Below are 15,152 nucleotides of genomic sequence, written 5' to 3'. Positions count from 1 at the left end.
CCAGCATGATCGACGGACTCTACGGAATCAACATCGCAGTACGGGATCTCGACGAGGCGACCGCGCGGTTCGAGTCGCTGTTGGGATCTCCCGGCCAGGCAATGGGGGCGGACGACTTCGCGTTTCCCGGTCTGCGTGGGACGCGTTTCGCCGTGGGTGGGCTGTACATCCACCTGCTGGCCTCCACCCGGTCGGACACGGCGATCGCGCGATTCGTCGAGAAGAGGGGCGAGGGCGTCTTCCTGATCCAGCTCAGGACCCAGGACCTCGGCACCGTCCTGACGTCCTTGAAGGCCCGGGGAATCGGTCCGCTCCACGACCCGCCACAGGACACGTTCCTCGGCAGGGTGACCTTCATCCACCCCAAGGACCTCCACGGTGTCCAGATGGAACTCATCGAGACCCACTGATGTCCGGCCACGACGAGTACGGAGGAGAACAGATGCAATCGGACGACAGGGATCCAGTGGGCGTTGTCGGGTTCGTCGGGCTCGGCGACATGGGCGCCGGCATCGCCGCGAACTACGCCCGCAGCGGACTGGACCTCCTTGCGCACGACCTGCGCGCAGAGCTGGAACCCGAGGTCCGGGGTTGGGGTGGCGACTGGGCCGCGAGCACGGACGAGCTGCTCGGGCGGTCGCGCATCCTGTGCGTCTGCCTGGTCGACGACCGGCAGCTGCGCGGCTTCGTCGATCAGGCGCAGGTGTTCGCCGGGCTCGCGCCGGGATCCACTCTCGTCGTGCACAGCACCGTATCGCCGGAGCTCATGGGACAGCTCGCCGACGAGGCGGCGGGGCAGGGTGTCGAGGTCGTCGATGCGCCGATCTCGGGTTCGCACGCCCGCGCGGTCGCGGGCACGCTCTCGGTCATGGTGGGGGCGACGGCGACGACGTTCGAGCGGCTACGACCGCTGTGGGACGCGATGAGCGCTCACGCCTACCGCATCTCCGACACTCCTGGCTCGGGGCAGGTCGTCAAGCTGTGCAACAACATGATGACGATCGCGAACAACCTCGTCGCCCTCGAGGCGATCACGATCGCGGAGTCCTACGGTGTGGAGGAGTCGGCCTTCCTGGATGTGGTCAGGACCAGCAGCGGCAGCTCCTGGATCGTCGAGCACTGGGGCACGATCGACACCCTCCTCATGACCCATCCGCAGGCCGGACGTGGCGCGGACTTCCACCTCCTCGTCAAGGACATCCGGGACGCCGTCCGGATCGGCGCCGAGCGTGGTCGTGCGCCGGAGATCGCCGGGGCCGCGACCAGCGCCGCCCCGCGCGTGTTCGGTGAGCGCCTCGACGACCTCCGGAAGGCGGCGAGCGCGGGGCGACCGGCCTGACCGGCGTCTCTCGGTCGGGCTCCGCGCTCGGTGCGCCGGCCCGGCCGAGAGTTCCCGCAGGGGATCGGCCGCCTTCGGCCGAACGATGCGCTCATCCCCGCCGGTACACCGGAGACCGTTTCTGGAGGAAAGCGGCTCGCGCCTCCTGTGCGTCGTCGGTGAGCGCGGTGAGGACCTGCTGGCGGTTCTCGAACTCGACGCTGTCGCGCAACGACGCCGTCTGCAGCGCCGCCCACATCCCCACCTTGGTCATCTCCACCGAGAACGGCGGGTTCCGGAGGATCTCTTCGGCGACGCGGTAGGCCCGCTCGCGCAGTTCGTCCGCGGCGACGACGTCGGTCACGAGCCCCAGGCGGAGGGCTTCCCGGGCGTCGCAGGCACGACCGGTCAGCATGAGCTCGTGGGCGGGCCCGGCCCCGATCACCCGCGGCAGCAGCCAGGACACCCCGATGTCGCACCCGGAGTACCCGGCCCGGATGAACGACACCGCGAAGACGGCCTCGGCTGCGCACACCCGGATGTCGGCGGCCAGGGCCAGCGCCAGGCCGCCACCGGCCGCGGGGCCGTTGACCGCCGCGATCACCGGCTGCCGGAGCTCGTGCAGGCTCACCGCGAGCGCGGCGATGTCGCGCTGCCGTTCGAAGAGCTGAAGGGCCGAACCGGTGTAGCCGGGCTCGTCCTCGTCGCCGTAGCCGTGGAGGTCGAGACCCGCGCAGAAGCCGCGGCCGGCACCGGTGAGGACCACCACACGGCATGCCGGGTCGCGGGCGACCTCCGTGAGTCTCGCGTCCAGCTCGACGACGACCTCCCTGGTCAGGGCGTTGAGCCGGTCCGGGCGGTCGAGCACGAGCTCGATCACCCCGGGGAGGGGCCGGCGGACCGCGACGACAGACATTCTTCCCCCTAGCTAGCGTTCGATAAGTTCGTCTACCGTAGCCGTTCGGCGCTGCGGACGGCCGCGCCGGCAACGGGAATGGAGCAGCGGCGATGGAACGTGGTCTCTTCGAGACCGATCACGAGGACTTCCGCGGCAGCGTCCGGGAGTTCGTCGATCGCGAGGTCCGACCCCACCTCGAGGTGTGGGACACGAACCGGCTCATCGACCGCAGCGTGTGGATCGCCGCGGGGAAGCAGGGGGTCATCGGGCTCTCGGCCCCCGAGGACCACGGCGGTACCGGCGTCCGGGACTACCGGTTCCGGGCCGTCGTCGCCGAGGAGCTGGCCAGGGTCGGGGCCGGATCCCTCGCCTCGAGCTTCTCCCTCCAGGACGACATCGTCGTGCCGTACGTCGCGGCGCTGGGCACGGTCGAGCAGAAGGAGCGGTGGCTGCCCGGGATGGCGGCCGGCGAGCTCATCGGTGCGATCGCGATGACCGAACCGGGGACGGGCAGCGACCTGCGCGGGATCCGCACGACCGGGCGGAAGGTCGACGGCGGGTGGCTGGTGAACGGCGCGAAGACCTTCATCACCAGCGGTATCCATTCCGATCTCGTGGTCACCGTCGCCCGCACCGATCCCGACGGCGGCTCGAAGGGCTTCAGCCTGCTCGTCCTCGAACGCGGGATGGACGGGTTCGACCGCGGCCGCAAGCTCGACAAGATCGGCCTGCGCGCCCAGGACACGGCGGAACTGTCGTTCACGGACGTGTTCGTCCCCGACACCAACCTGCTGGGGTCCGTGGGTGGCGGCCTCGCCCAGCTGGCCACGCACCTCCCCCTGGAGCGGCTCTCGATCGCCGTGCAGGCGATCGCCGTCGCCGCGGTGGTCCTGGAGGCCACCGTGGAGTACACGCGGGAGCGCGAGGCCTTCGGCCGGCCCGTGGCCGACTTCCAGAACACCCGCTTCGTGCTCGCCGAGCTCGCCACCGAGCTCGACGTCACCACCGCCTACGTCGACAAGGCGATCATGGCCCACACCGCGTCCGACCTCACCGCCGTCGACGCGGCGAAGGCCAAGCTCTGGGCGACGGAGATGCAGGGCCGGCTCGTCGACCGCTGCCTGCAGCTCTTCGGCGGCTACGGCTACATGCTCGAGTACCCGGTGGCACGCGCCTACGTCGACGCGCGGATCGCCCGCATCTTCGGGGGTACGAGCGAGATCATGAAGCAGATCATCGGCCGCGACGTGGTGGGGCGTCGGTGAGCGGCCCACTGACGGGCCGGGTCGCCCTCGTCACGGGGGCCTCCCGCGGTGTGGGACGGGGGATAGCGCACAGGCTCGCGGCGGACGGGGCGGCCGTCGCCGTCCACTACCGCCGCGATGCGGACGCGGCCGCTGAGGTGGTCGCCGCGCTCAGCGCGTCCGGGACCGACGCCCGTGCGTACAGGGCCGCGATGGACGACGAGGCCGCGCTCGCGGAGATGGCCGAAGCGGTGCGGGACGATCTCGGGCCGGTGGAGATCCTGGTCAGCAACGCGGGCGCGGCGAGCCGGGGGCACGATGTCGCATCGACGTCGGCGGAGGAGTTCCGCCGGATGATGGCGGTACACGCCTTCGGGCCGATCACCCTGCTGCAGGCCGTGCTCCCGGACATGCGCCTGGCGGGTCGCGGCGACGTCGTGGCGATCTCCTCGACCGCCACGACGGCCGTGCCCGGCCGGTCGGCGCCCTACACCATGGCGAAGGCCGCGCTGGAGGCCTGCGTGATGACCCTGGCGCTGGAGGAACGTGCCCATGGGGTGCGCGCGAACGTCGTGGCGCCGGGCCTGGTGGCGACCGAGATGGGGGAGCGCCTGACGAAGGCGATCGTGGGCACCGGGATTGCCGACTACGCGACCGGGTCCCCGTTCGGCCGGGTCTGCACTCCCGTGGACGTCGCGGCCGCGGTGGCGTGGCTGGTCTCCCCGTCCGCGTCGTACGTCACCGGTCAGCGGATCGCCGTCGACGGCGGCGGTCCCGATCGGCCCCTGCTGTGACCGGGACGGTTCCGGCCGGGTCGTCGCTGGTCCTCGACTCGGTCTCGTACGACGTGCGCGACCACGTCGCGACGATCACCCTGTCCCGGCCCGAGCGGCTCAACGCCTTCACCGACGCGACCGAGTCGGACCTCGTCTCCTGCTTCGAGCAGGCCGCCGCCGACGACGAGGTCCGGGTCGTGGTGCTGACGGCCGAAGGCCGCGCCTTCTGCGCAGGAATGCACCTCGCCGAGGCAGCCACCGCGACCGAGGTGTTCGCCGGGTGGCGGACGAGCCCGACCGCCCCGCCGGGCACCGTGTTCGAGGGGGTTCCGGGGGAGGAACTCCCCGTCCGGCTCGACGGCGGGGGCCGGGTGGCGCTGAGCATGTGGGACTGTCCGAAGCCGGTGATCGCCGCCGTCAACGGTCCCGCCGTCGGCGTCGGCGCCACGATGCTGCTCCCGGCGGACATCCGGCTCGCCGCGGACACCGCCACGTTCGCGATGCCGTTCACCCGCCTCGGGCTCAGCCCCGAATCCTGCTCGTCGTGGTTCCTGCCCCGGCTGGTCGGCCCCCAGCAGGCCCTGGAATGGCTGCTGACGGGCCGCCGGTTCGGGGCCGCGGAGGCGCTCGCGGCCGGGCTCGTGCGGAGCCTCCATCCCCCGGACGAGCTGCTCGACGCGGCCCGCGTCCTCGCGGCCGAGATCGCCGCCGCCGCGCCGGTGTCGGTCGCTGTGACCCGGAGGCTGGTCTGGCGCATGCTGGCTGCCGCCCATCCGGTGCAGGCTCACCGGGCGGAGACCCTCGCGCTGAACCGCCGTGGCGTCGGGGCCGACGCCCGCGACGGCATTCCTGCATTTCTGGAGAAGCGTGCCGCGGTCTTCACCGACCGGGTCGGCGAGGTGCTCCCGTCGCTGACCGAGGGGCTTCCCGCAGAGCCGGAGCGTGGCCGGCCCGGCGCGGGCACATCATCTTGACATTCGCCGACCCGGCTGACTATAAAAGCCTTACTTAGCGATCGCTATGTAAGAACCACAAGGACGTGAGAGGGCGCCCCATGCCCGATGCCATTACCGCGACACCCGGGAGGGACCTCCGCCGGGCAGCGCTGCGCGGCGCGAACCTCGCGGGTGCGGATCTCAGCGGTGCGGATCTGGCCGGCGCGGATCTGTGCGGGGCGGACCTCGCCGAGGCCGACCTCCGCGAGGCGAACCTGTCCGGTGCCCGACTCTCCGGGGCGAACCTGTGCGGCGCCGACCTGGCGTGGGCGAACCTCCGGCGGGCCCGCCTCGACGACGCCGACCTGCGGGGCGTCGACCTCCATGGAGCGGTCCTGCGTCGTGCCGACCTCCGCGGCGCGGTTGCCCGGTGGAGCGGAGCGGATCTGACCGGCGCGGACCTCGGGGAGGCGAACCTGCTGGGGGCCGACCTGAGCGCGGCGAACCTCACCCGGGCCACCCTCCGGCACGCGAACCTCCTCGGGGCGATCTTCGATCGCGCCGACCTCACCGACGCGGATTTCTCGCACTCGCACGTGAGCTGGTCCACCATGTGGCGTGGCACGTCCGAGGGCTTCGACGACCTGGCGCGGACGGTGTCGTTCGCCGGCGCGAACCTGTCCAGGACGAACCTGTCGAGGGCGAGCCTGGTCGGGGCCCGCATGGTGAGCGTGACCTGGACCCAGGGCTGCGGGGCCTCGGCGGACCTCGGCGCCTGCCAGTTCGACGGGGCGACCCTCGTCGACGTCGACCTGGCGGGTGCGGACCTGGGCGGATCGAGCTGGCGGCGGGCGACGGTGCAGGGCGGGTCCTTCGACGACGCCTACCTGGTCGGGGCCAACCTCGCCCAGGCCCGGCTCGTCACGGTCGGACTCGGCGGCGCCGTCGTGGGGGACGTGATCACCGCCGGTGCCGAGATCGACCCGGACGAATGGGCGTCGGCGACGCAGCGCGGTCCCGGCGTCGAGAACCGGGCCGGATGGCCGGGCGGCACCGCGGTGGTGCGGTTCGCCGCAGCCGACCGGGGTCGAGCCGAGCGGGTCGCCGCCGACCTGCGGCGAGATCACGGGATCGAGTCCTGGCTGGTGGAGGGCGAGCTGGGACCACGCCACACCCGACACGTCCGGACCCGGGACCTCCTCCGGATGCACGACCTGTACGTGTCGGTGTCGAGCGCGGGCTCTCCCGACGACCTGGCAGCCGAGCGTCGCCTCGCGCTCACGGAACTGGCGCGGGAGTACCGGTGCGAGGTCCTCACCGTGGACATCGGCCAGGAGCCCCCGGCCCGGCTGTGGGCCGATGTCCTCGACGAGGTGCCCGGCGCCGCCCGTGCCCCTCGCTGACCCACGGACGCACACCGCGTCGGCCACCGGGTCGACCATTGTACCGACCATCGACGGAGGGAGAGGAATGGAGATCGACTGCAACCGCAACGTCTTCTCGGTCCTGGCCGAGCTTGCCACGCAGAGACCGGACGTCGAAGCGCTCAGCTTCTACGGTGCCCGCTGGACCTTCGGCGACCTCGAGACCGCGGCGCTGCGGATCGCCCGCGGGCTCCGGGCCCGCGGGGTCCGCGAGGGGGACACCGTCGGCGCCGTCCTGGGTAACACCCCGGAATCCGTGATGGTGTGCTTCGCGGCCGCGCGGCTGGGCGCGATCCTCGTGCCGATGAGCGAGGGGGCCACCACGCACGAGGTCGAGAAGCTCGTACGGGCGGCGCGCACGGACGTCCTTGTGGCCGCCACACCGGACCCGTCGGCCGCCGCCGCGGCCGCGGAACGGCTGGGCGTGCGGTGCTTCGTCGTCCTCGACCGGACGGCGGCGGACCCGCTCGCCGCCGTCGACGCCGTCGACGGCGGGACCGACGAGCTGCCCGCGCCCGTGCCGGCGGATCGGCCGTTCGTCGTCTGGTTCTCCTCGGGCACCACGGGTGAGCCGAAGGGCTCCGTCCAGACGCACGAGGGCTTCCTTCTCAACAACATCGGCAAGTGGATCCGGAAGGTCCCGATCGGGCCGGACGACGTCTCCCTCGTGTTCCTCCCGCTGGGCCACACGGGAGGCGGCATGGCCTGGGGGACGATTCTCCTCGGCGGGTCGGCGAAACTGCTGGCGAAGCCGTCGACGAGCGAGATCGTCGAGTCGCTCGAGAAGGGCGAGGGGAGCTACCTGATCGGGTCGGCGACCATCTTCCGGATGGTCGTCCGCCTCGGCCGCGAGCGCGGGCTGGAGTCCTTCCCGAGCGTCCGGAAGGTCATCGTCGGGGCCGCGCCCGTGTCGACGGAGCTGCTCGCCGAGCTCGCGGTGGCGTTCCCCGCGGCCGAGATCTTCCAGGGCTACGGCGCGTCGGAGGGCAACATCAGTGTCTGCTCCCTCAGCGAGACCCCGCACAAGAACCACACCGTCGGCGTGCCGTTCCCGGGTGTCGAGGTCCGGCTCCTCGGCGCGGACCGCCGACCGGTCCCGGTCGGGGAGATCGGCGAGGTCGAGATACGCGGCCCGGGCATCATCCGTCGCTACTTCCATCAGCCCGAGCCCGACGGCGAGCCGCCCTGGATCCCGCTCAACGATCTCGCGGCCTTCGACGAGGACGGCTATCTCCGCATCGCGGGCAGGCAGGGCGACATCATCATCAGTGGAGGCTTCAACGTGATGGCAATCGAGGTGGAGAGCGTGCTGCACCAGCATCCCGCCGTGGCTGCGTGCGCGGTCGTCGGCCGCGACGACGAGCGGCTGGGGGAGAAGGTCGTGGCCTTCGTGCTGCCCACCGAGGGGACCGACGCCGACGGTCTCGAGGCGGCGTTGGGCGCCTACTGCGCCGAGCGGCTCACCCGGTACAAGGTGCCCCGGGAGATCCGCGTGATCGACACGATGCCGCGCACGGCGCTCGGCAAGATCAGGAAGCACCTGCTGCCGGCATGAGCATCGAATCGACCCTCACGGAGACCGGACCCGCTGTCTCCCTGCGCCTCGAGGCCTATGCCGAGATGTACCGGATCCGCGTCTTCGAGCAGCGCGCCGCCCGGTACGCCATGAGCAACATGACCACCGGGCCGATCCACCTGGCCACCGGCCAGGAAGCGGTGTCGGTCGGGTTCGCCGCCTGCCGGCAGGAACAGGACTCGATGCTCTGCACCTACCGCGGGCACGGGCACGCGATCTCGTGGGGTGCCCCGCTCGCGGGCCTCATGAAGGAGATGCTCGGCCGCTCCGGTGGCGTGTGCGGGGGCAAGGGCGGTTCCCTGCACCTGACCTCCGCCGAACACGGCTTCCTCGGCTCGTACGCGATCATCGGCGCGCAGCTGCCGATCGCGAACGGGGTCGCCCTGTCGCACAGGCTCCGCGGCACGGGCGGCGTCGCCGTCTGCTTCTTCGGCGACGGCGGCACCAACATCGGGGCGTTCCACGAGGCACTCAACCTGGCGGCGGTGTGGAGCCTGCCGGTGGTGTTCGTGTGCGAGAACAACCTGTACATGGAATACACGACGACGACAGAGGTCACCGCCGTGAAGAACCCGGCGTTCGACCGCGCCGCGGCGAACGGCGTGCCCGCCGAGCTCATCGACGGGAACGACCTGGTCGCCGTGGAGCAGGCCGCCGGGCGGGCCTTCGACCGGGCCCGTGCGGGCGACGGTCCGACCCTGATCGAGGCTCTCACCTACCGGCACACGGGGCACGCCCACGGGGACCCGGCGAAGTACCGGCCCGCGGACGAGGTCGAGGCCTGGCTGGCCAGGGACCCGCTCCCGGCGTACCGCGCCCTCCTGACGGCAGGCGGGGTCGGCGAGGCGGACATCGCCTCGGCCGAGCGGGCGGTCGACGACGAGGTGTCGGCGGCCTGTGACGAGACCGAGGCGGACGCGATGGCCGATCCGGCCGTGATCCTGCGCGACCTGTGGGCGGATGGGAGCTCCGGATGGCGACACTGACCTATCGGAACGCGGCGGCGGCCGGCCTGCGGCAGGAGATGCTGCGTGACGAGTCGGTGATCCTGCTGGGAGAGGACGTCGCCAAGGCCGGCGGTGTGTTCAAGACCAGCCGCGGTCTCTACGACGAGTTCGGTGCGCAGCGTGTCTTCGACACTCCCATCGCGGAGCAGGCGATCCTCGGTGCGGCCCTCGGCGCCGCGATGACCGGCATGCGGCCTGTCGCGGAGATCATGTTCGCGGACTTCCTCGCCGTGTGCTGGGACTACGTCGTGAACGAGATTCCGAAGGCCCGGTACATGACCGCCGGCCAGTTCGGGGCACCGCTGGTGATCCGGGCGGCCAACGGCGCGGGGATCGGGTTCGGCCCCCAGCACTCCCAGGCCGTCGAGACCTGGGCGATGACGGTGCCCGGGCTCAAGATCGTGTCGCCCTCGACGCCCGCGGACATGAAGGGCCTGATGGCCGCGGCGATCCGGGACGACGACCCGGTCCTCGTCCTGGAGTCCAAGGCGCTCCTCGCCACCAAGGGCGAGGTGCCGGACGGTGAGCTCGTGATCCCGCTCGGGCAGGCCGCGGTCCGCCGCACGGGCCAGGACCTCACCATCGCGGCGCTCGGCTCGACGGTGCCGACCGCGCAGGCCGCTGCCGCGGAGCTCGCGGCACAGGACATCGACGCCACCGTCATCGACCTCCGGTCGGTCGTCCCCCTGGACGCCGGGACGGTGCTGGCCTCGGTCGCGGAGACCGGCAGGCTCGTCGTCGTCGAGGAGGCACCCGCCCAGCTCGGGTGGGGTGCGTCCGTCGCCTCGCTGGTGGGCGAGGAGGCGTTCGGCTCGCTTCGCGCACCGGTGCGCCGGGTGTGCACCGCCAACGTCCCGGTCCCCGGCTCGCGCCGGCTCGAGGAGCGCTATCTCCCCGAGGTCCACCACGTGGTCGACGCGGCCGTCGCCACCGTTTCGTACGTTCACCGTTCGTTCGTCGACAGCAAGGGGTGACCATGGAGATCGAGGTTCCGAACTCGTACGCGACCGGCTGGTACCAGATCGGCTGGTCCCGTGAGCTGGACGCCGGCGACGTCAAGCCGGTCAGGTACTTCGACCAGGATCTCGTCATGTTCCGCGGCGAGTCCGGCGCTGTGCGGGTGCTCAGTGCGCACTGCGCGCATCTCGGCGCGAACCTGGGCTACGGCGGCACGGTCGCGGGCGACGACATCATCTGCCCGTTCCACGGATGGCGCTGGAGCCATGAGGGCCAGAACGTCGACATCCCCTATGCCGACCGGACCCAGCGCAACCGCAAGCTCGCCTGCTCGGCGGTCCGGGAGACCCACGGCATCATCTGGATGTGGTACGACCAGGACCGCGGCGCGCCCGAGTGGGACCCGCCCTTCGTCCCTGAGTACGACAGCGGCGAGTTCTCGACCATCCGTATCGAGGAGGCCACCATGACGTGGCGGTCGCTGCGGCTGCGACCGCAGTGGGTGATCGAGAACGTCGTGGACGCCGTCCACCTCGAATGGGTCCACAAGTACAAGTACCCGTGCCGCATCGAGAGCTACGGGCCCGAGGGCACGATGTTCAGGTCCTCCCTCTCGATCCCGTTCCCCGACGACCCCGACAACCGGGTCATGGTGAGCTTCGACAACTCCGTCTGGGGGGTCGGCACCGTCGTCGTGCGCGGCCAGGGGCAGAAGGGCCGCTCGATCCACATCCAGTCGGCAACCCCGGTCGACTCCGAGCACAGCGACTTCTTCGCGGCGGCGGCGTTCCGGTCCGACGTCTCCGAGGACACCTCGACGGACACGGAGCTGAGCGAGGCCGCGCTGCGCAACGTCGACGTCCTGCGCGACAACCTCGAGGCGGACATCGTCATCTGGCAGCAGATGGAGTACATCCAGCGGCCCCCGCTCACCGCCTACGAGGCCAAGCCCTACTTCGCGATGCGTCGGTGGTCCCGTGAGTTCTATCCCGAGGTCAAGGCGGGCACGTGAGCGGACCGGGGGAGGATCTCGACGCGTATCGGGGGAGCCTGCGCGCCTGGCTCGCCGCCAACGTTCCGCGGAACTGGCGGTCGGAATGGGCACGGGCCGAGACGCAGGAGAACATCGGACTGCAGCGCCGCTGGCTCGCCACCCTGGTGGAGGCGGGCTACGCGGTCCCGCACTGGCCCGCCGAGTTCGGCGGCGGTGCCACGCTGATGGAACAGGCTGTCCTGCACCAGGAGTTCGCTCGCGCGAACGCGCCCGAGATCCTGGCCTTCAACGTGGCGCTGAACCAGATCGCGCGGACCCTGCTGGACCACGGCACGCCCGAGCAGTTGCAGCACCTCGGCGGAATGCTCCGTGGCGAGGTCTGGTGCCAGGGCTTCTCGGAGTCCGAGGCGGGATCGGACCTCCCGGCGCTCAGGATGCGCGCAGATCGCGACGGCGACTCGTTCGTCCTCAACGGACACAAGGTGTGGTCGAGCTACGCGCACCTGGCCCGCTGGGGGATGTTCCTCGCGCGGACCGACCCGGCGGCGCCGAAGCGGCGCGGTCTCAGCATCTTCCTGGTCGACATGACCTCCGCCGGCGTCGAGGTGCGCAACACCCGCAAGATCACGGGCGGGGCCGAGTTCAACGAGATCTTCCTCGACAACGTCCGGGTGAGCGAGTCGGCGGTGCTCGGCGGCGAGAACAACGGCTGGGCGGTGTCGGCATCGACGCTCAACTCCGAGCGCGGTACCGCGAACGTCGGACATTTCGAGCGGTTCGACGTGCTCCTGCAGAAGTACACGGCCGCCGTCGCGCGCGAAGGTCTCGACAGCGACGACGTCGTCGTCGAAGGGCTGGGTCGCGGCCTCGTCGAGAGCGAGGTGCTGCGTTCGCTCGGTATGCGGACCGTCGCCGAAGCCGCGGCCGGCCGGCCGGTGGGTCCGCAGGCGGCGATCCTGAAGCTCTACTTCGGGGACCTCATCCAGCGGGTCACGGCCGAGGCCGTGGCGACCCTGGGGCGCGAGACGCAGGTGGTCCACGAGGACGAGGTGCTCGACTCCTACACGTCCGGACACTGGATGCACGACCACCTGAACTCGTGGACCTGGACCATCGCGGGCGGCACGAGCCAGATCCAACGCAACCTGATCGGCGAGCGTGCGCTCGGGCTACCTCGTGAACCGGAGATCCGATGACCGTCACCCTGGAAGAGACCGAGCGCGCAGAGGTCCGAGAGGAGCTCCAGCTCTCGGTGCGGCGGCTGCTCCACCGGTGGGCCGGCCGTACGGACGTCAACGCGCTGCTCCGGACCGGCGACGCGGCCGAGGCCGGGCTGCCCCACGACCCGGCGCTCTGGCAGGACATGGCCGACCTCGGCCTGCTCGCGCTGCTCGTCCCCGACGACGACGGCGAGCCACCTGCCACGGCGGCGGAGGTCGCGGTCGTGCTCACCGAGCTCGGCCGCGGGCTCGTCCCGAGCCCGTACCTGTCGTCGGCGCTCCTGGTTCCGTCGGCGATCCTGCGTGGAGGGCGACGGGAGGTGGCGGAGCGATACCTGCCCGGGCTGACCACCGGGGCGGTCCTGGGCGCCGTCGCGTTCGGGGATGCCGGTCGCCCGCTGCCGACGACCGTCCGCAGGGAGGGCGACACGCTCGTGGTGGGCGGGACGGTCGACTTCGTGCTCGACCTCGGCAGCGCCTCGGTATGCCTCGTCGCCGGTGTGCTGGACGGCGCGGGCGTCGTGTTCGCGGTCGATCTCCCGGCCGACGGGGCCCGGGTCGAGGTCCGCCGGATGCACGACGTGACCCGCTCGGTCGGCCGGCTGGTGCTCGACGACGTCCGGGTGGACGCGTCCGCCGTGGTCGCGGACGGCGTCGACGCCGACGAGGTCGTCTCCCTCGTTCGTGAGCTCGGCGCGATCGGTCTGGCCGCGGACTCGCTCGGCGTCGCCGAGAGTGCGATGGAAGCCGCCGTCGCCTACGCGGGACAGCGACGGCAGTTCGGTCGTGCGATCGGCAGCTTCCAGGCCGTCAAGCACCTGTGTGTGGACATGTTCGTCTCGGTGGAGGCCGGCCGGGAGGCACTGAAGATCGCGATGGGGGCCGCGGACCGCGGCAGCGGGGCTGCGGACCTGGCGCACGCCGCGTCGGTGGCGAAGGCGCAGCTCGGTGAGCCGGCCGTGGCGGTCGCCCGGAGCTGCATCCAGGTGCACGGGGGGATCGGCTTCACCTGGGAAGCGGTGCCGCATCGCTACCTCAAGCGCCTGCTGCTCAACGACGCGCTGTTCGGCGACACCCGCTGGCACCGCCGCCGCGTGGCTCGGGCGGCCCTCGGCGCGGTCCCGGGCGGGGACGCCGCCGGGGACCCGCGGTCCTCTAGCATGGTCGCGGACGGCGTCGGCGGATCTCCGCGATGACCGCGGTTGCGCCGCGTCACCCGGACCGGGGCCGAGCGCGGAGCGGTTCGGGCCGCGCCCGGTCGGGCGGAGTGGACGGGCCCGGCGCGAGCACGAGACGAACGGAGCCGCTCATGCGCGACCCGGAACTCCAGGGGGTCGATCCGGTGGCCGCGCAGGACTGGCGCCGTTTCGAGCCCCTCAAGCTGCCGCCGGTGCTCAGACATGCGCTCGAGGCGTTCGCCGCGCACGGATACCACGGCACGAGCGTGCGGGACATCGCGAACCGGATGGGGCAGACCGTGCCCGCGATCTACTACTACTACCAGAACAAGCAGGCGATCCTGGTCGCCCTGCTGCACACGGCGATCGTCGAGGACATCGACCGGTGCCGGCGCGCCGTCGAGGAGGCCACGGGCGACGTCGTCGCCCAGCTCTCCAACTACGTCTACTGCCTCACGCTGTGCGTGACGTACCGCACCGAGCTGGCCCTGCTCGACTACGAGCGCAGGGCGCTGGAGCCGGAGAACCGGGAGCAGTACACGGATCTCCGGGACGAGCTGCAGCAGATCCTCGGCGACGTCGTCGAACAGGGGACGGACCAGGGCCGGTTCGACGTCCTCGACACGGCCGCCGCGGTCCGGGCCCTGATCGCCATGTGTGTCGGGATCACCGCCTGGTACCGGCCCGGAGGGCCCCTCACACCGCAGCAGGTCGGCGAACGCTACGTCGACCTGGCGCTGGGCATGCTGCGCTCCACCGACCGCGCGGCCGACGTGCTCACGGCGGTGCCCTGCAGCGGCGAGCGGTCGTGACGGTGAAGGACTTCGTCGGCTACGAGGTGGACGACCGGATCGCGGTCATCACCTTCGCGCGGCCCGAGAAGCGCAACGCCATGACGTTCGCCATGCTCGACGAGTACGAGGAGCGGGTACGTCAGGCGGGCCGGGACCCGGAGGTCCGGGCCGTGGTCGTGTTCGGCTCCGGTGGCTCGTTCTGTGCGGGCATCGATCTGGCCGACCTCGACGGCCGGACGCCGGAGGACCGCGCCCGCGACGACCGCACGCCCGAGGGCCTGGCTGCCTGGCCGCTGGTCGCCTGTCCCAAACCGACGGTGGCTGCGGTCGAGGGCTACGCCGTCGGCATGGGGGCGGAGATCAGCAGCCAGGCGGACGTCCGGATCGCCGGGGCCGGGGCGAAGTTCCTGTGGAACTTCGGGCAGCGTGGCCTCGTCGCCGACACCGGGGCGGGTACCTGGCTGCTGCCGCGCCTGCTCGGTCCGACGACGGCCCTGGACCTGCTCTACTCGGGCCGCATGGTCGACGCGGCCGAGGCCGCGCGACTCGGTTACGTGAGCGCGGTCGTGCCCGCCGAGGACCTCCTGGCCGAGGCGGTGGCCACCGCCCGCCGCCTGGCCGTCTCGTCGCCGTTCGCCAACGGCCGGACCAAGGAGCTCCTCTACCGCGGTCTGGGGCGCACCGTCGAGGACCACATGGTCGCCCACCGCACCACGGTGGTGGAGTGCCTCGGATCGGACGACCACCGTGAAGGTGTCGCGGCGTTCCTGGAGAAGCGTCCCGCTCGATTTTGAGCCCGCCACCGATTGCCCCGGGCGTCGTCGACGCCCG

At 71.6% G+C, this 15,152-nt stretch carries 15 protein-coding genes; 14 read left to right on the top strand and 1 reads right to left on the bottom strand.

What is annotated here, in order from left to right:
- The first annotated feature begins 5 nt into the window (after window positions 1-5).
- Window positions 6-410 (top strand): VOC family protein, encoded by a 405-nt coding sequence (locus ABD324_RS16900; RefSeq protein WP_344417684.1) that lies wholly within the window; start codon window positions 6-8, stop codon window positions 408-410.
- 56 nt (window positions 411-466) lie between these two features.
- Entirely contained in the window at window positions 467-1,339 is an 873-nt protein-coding gene (locus ABD324_RS16895; protein ID WP_344417682.1) for an NAD(P)-dependent oxidoreductase, read from the top strand.
- A 91-nt stretch (window positions 1,340-1,430) separates the two neighbouring features.
- On the opposite strand, the gene ABD324_RS16890 is transcribed toward ABD324_RS16895, so the two are convergent.
- Window positions 1,431-2,234 carry an enoyl-CoA hydratase/isomerase family protein gene (locus ABD324_RS16890; protein WP_344417681.1) on the bottom strand — a complete coding sequence of 268 codons (804 nt, stop codon included), beginning with the start codon at window positions 2,232-2,234 and terminating at the stop codon, window positions 1,431-1,433.
- A gap of 92 nt (window positions 2,235-2,326) precedes the next feature.
- Here ABD324_RS16890 and ABD324_RS16885 point away from each other — a divergent pair, with 92 nt between their 5' ends.
- The 12 genes from ABD324_RS16885 to ABD324_RS16830 all read left to right on the top strand — a co-directional run bounded on the left by ABD324_RS16885 (window position 2,327) and on the right by ABD324_RS16830 (window position 15,115).
- Window positions 2,327-3,481: an acyl-CoA dehydrogenase family protein gene (locus tag ABD324_RS16885; protein ID WP_344417680.1), complete on the top strand. Its 1,155-nt coding sequence runs from the start codon at window positions 2,327-2,329 to the stop codon at window positions 3,479-3,481.
- Complete coding sequence (locus ABD324_RS16880) at window positions 3,478-4,254, top strand: SDR family NAD(P)-dependent oxidoreductase (RefSeq protein ID WP_344417679.1); 777 nt, start codon at window positions 3,478-3,480, stop codon at window positions 4,252-4,254. The genes ABD324_RS16885 and ABD324_RS16880 overlap by 4 nt, the downstream gene beginning before the upstream one ends.
- A complete protein-coding gene (locus ABD324_RS16875) occupies window positions 4,251-5,210 on the top strand; it encodes an enoyl-CoA hydratase-related protein (protein ID WP_344417678.1) in 960 nt (319 codons plus the stop codon). The genes ABD324_RS16880 and ABD324_RS16875 overlap by 4 nt, the downstream gene beginning before the upstream one ends.
- An 80-nt stretch (window positions 5,211-5,290) precedes the next feature.
- Entirely contained in the window at window positions 5,291-6,574 is a 1,284-nt protein-coding gene (locus tag ABD324_RS16870) for a pentapeptide repeat-containing protein (RefSeq protein ID WP_344417676.1), read from the top strand.
- Between the two features lie 67 nt (window positions 6,575-6,641).
- Window positions 6,642-8,150, top strand: a complete 1,509-nt coding sequence (locus ABD324_RS16865) for a class I adenylate-forming enzyme family protein (RefSeq protein ID WP_344417674.1) — start codon at window positions 6,642-6,644, stop codon at window positions 8,148-8,150.
- Entirely contained in the window at window positions 8,147-9,157 is a 1,011-nt protein-coding gene (locus ABD324_RS16860) for a thiamine pyrophosphate-dependent dehydrogenase E1 component subunit alpha (protein WP_344417672.1), read from the top strand. Before ABD324_RS16865 ends, ABD324_RS16860 begins: the two co-directional genes overlap by 4 nt.
- Window positions 9,145-10,152, top strand: coding sequence for an alpha-ketoacid dehydrogenase subunit beta (locus tag ABD324_RS16855; RefSeq protein ID WP_344417670.1), 1,008 nt, complete (start codon window positions 9,145-9,147; stop codon window positions 10,150-10,152). Before ABD324_RS16860 ends, ABD324_RS16855 begins: the two co-directional genes overlap by 13 nt.
- Before the next feature lie 2 nt (window positions 10,153-10,154).
- Window positions 10,155-11,147: a Rieske 2Fe-2S domain-containing protein gene (locus ABD324_RS16850; RefSeq protein ID WP_344417668.1), complete on the top strand. Its 993-nt coding sequence runs from the start codon at window positions 10,155-10,157 to the stop codon at window positions 11,145-11,147.
- Window positions 11,144-12,325 carry an acyl-CoA dehydrogenase family protein gene (locus ABD324_RS16845; protein ID WP_344417666.1) on the top strand — a complete coding sequence of 394 codons (1,182 nt, stop codon included), beginning with the start codon at window positions 11,144-11,146 and terminating at the stop codon, window positions 12,323-12,325. Before ABD324_RS16850 ends, ABD324_RS16845 begins: the two co-directional genes overlap by 4 nt.
- Window positions 12,322-13,545 (top strand): acyl-CoA dehydrogenase family protein, encoded by a 1,224-nt coding sequence (locus ABD324_RS16840; RefSeq protein ID WP_344417664.1) that lies wholly within the window; start codon window positions 12,322-12,324, stop codon window positions 13,543-13,545. Before ABD324_RS16845 ends, ABD324_RS16840 begins: the two co-directional genes overlap by 4 nt.
- 113 nt (window positions 13,546-13,658) lie before the next feature.
- Window positions 13,659-14,339 (top strand): TetR/AcrR family transcriptional regulator, encoded by a 681-nt coding sequence (locus ABD324_RS16835; RefSeq protein WP_344417662.1) that lies wholly within the window; start codon window positions 13,659-13,661, stop codon window positions 14,337-14,339.
- On the top strand, window positions 14,336-15,115 hold the full coding sequence (locus ABD324_RS16830) for an enoyl-CoA hydratase/isomerase family protein (RefSeq protein WP_344417660.1): 780 nt from the start codon (window positions 14,336-14,338) through the stop codon (window positions 15,113-15,115). Before ABD324_RS16835 ends, ABD324_RS16830 begins: the two co-directional genes overlap by 4 nt.
- The last annotated feature ends 37 nt before the right edge of the window (window positions 15,116-15,152 follow it).

The sequence above is a fragment of the Pseudonocardia ailaonensis genome, assembly GCF_039531635.1.
GTDB lineage: Bacteria > Actinomycetota > Actinomycetes > Mycobacteriales > Pseudonocardiaceae > Pseudonocardia > Pseudonocardia ailaonensis.
Note: the sequence above shows the minus strand (reverse complement) of the source record. Positions and strands in the feature narration are given on the sequence as shown.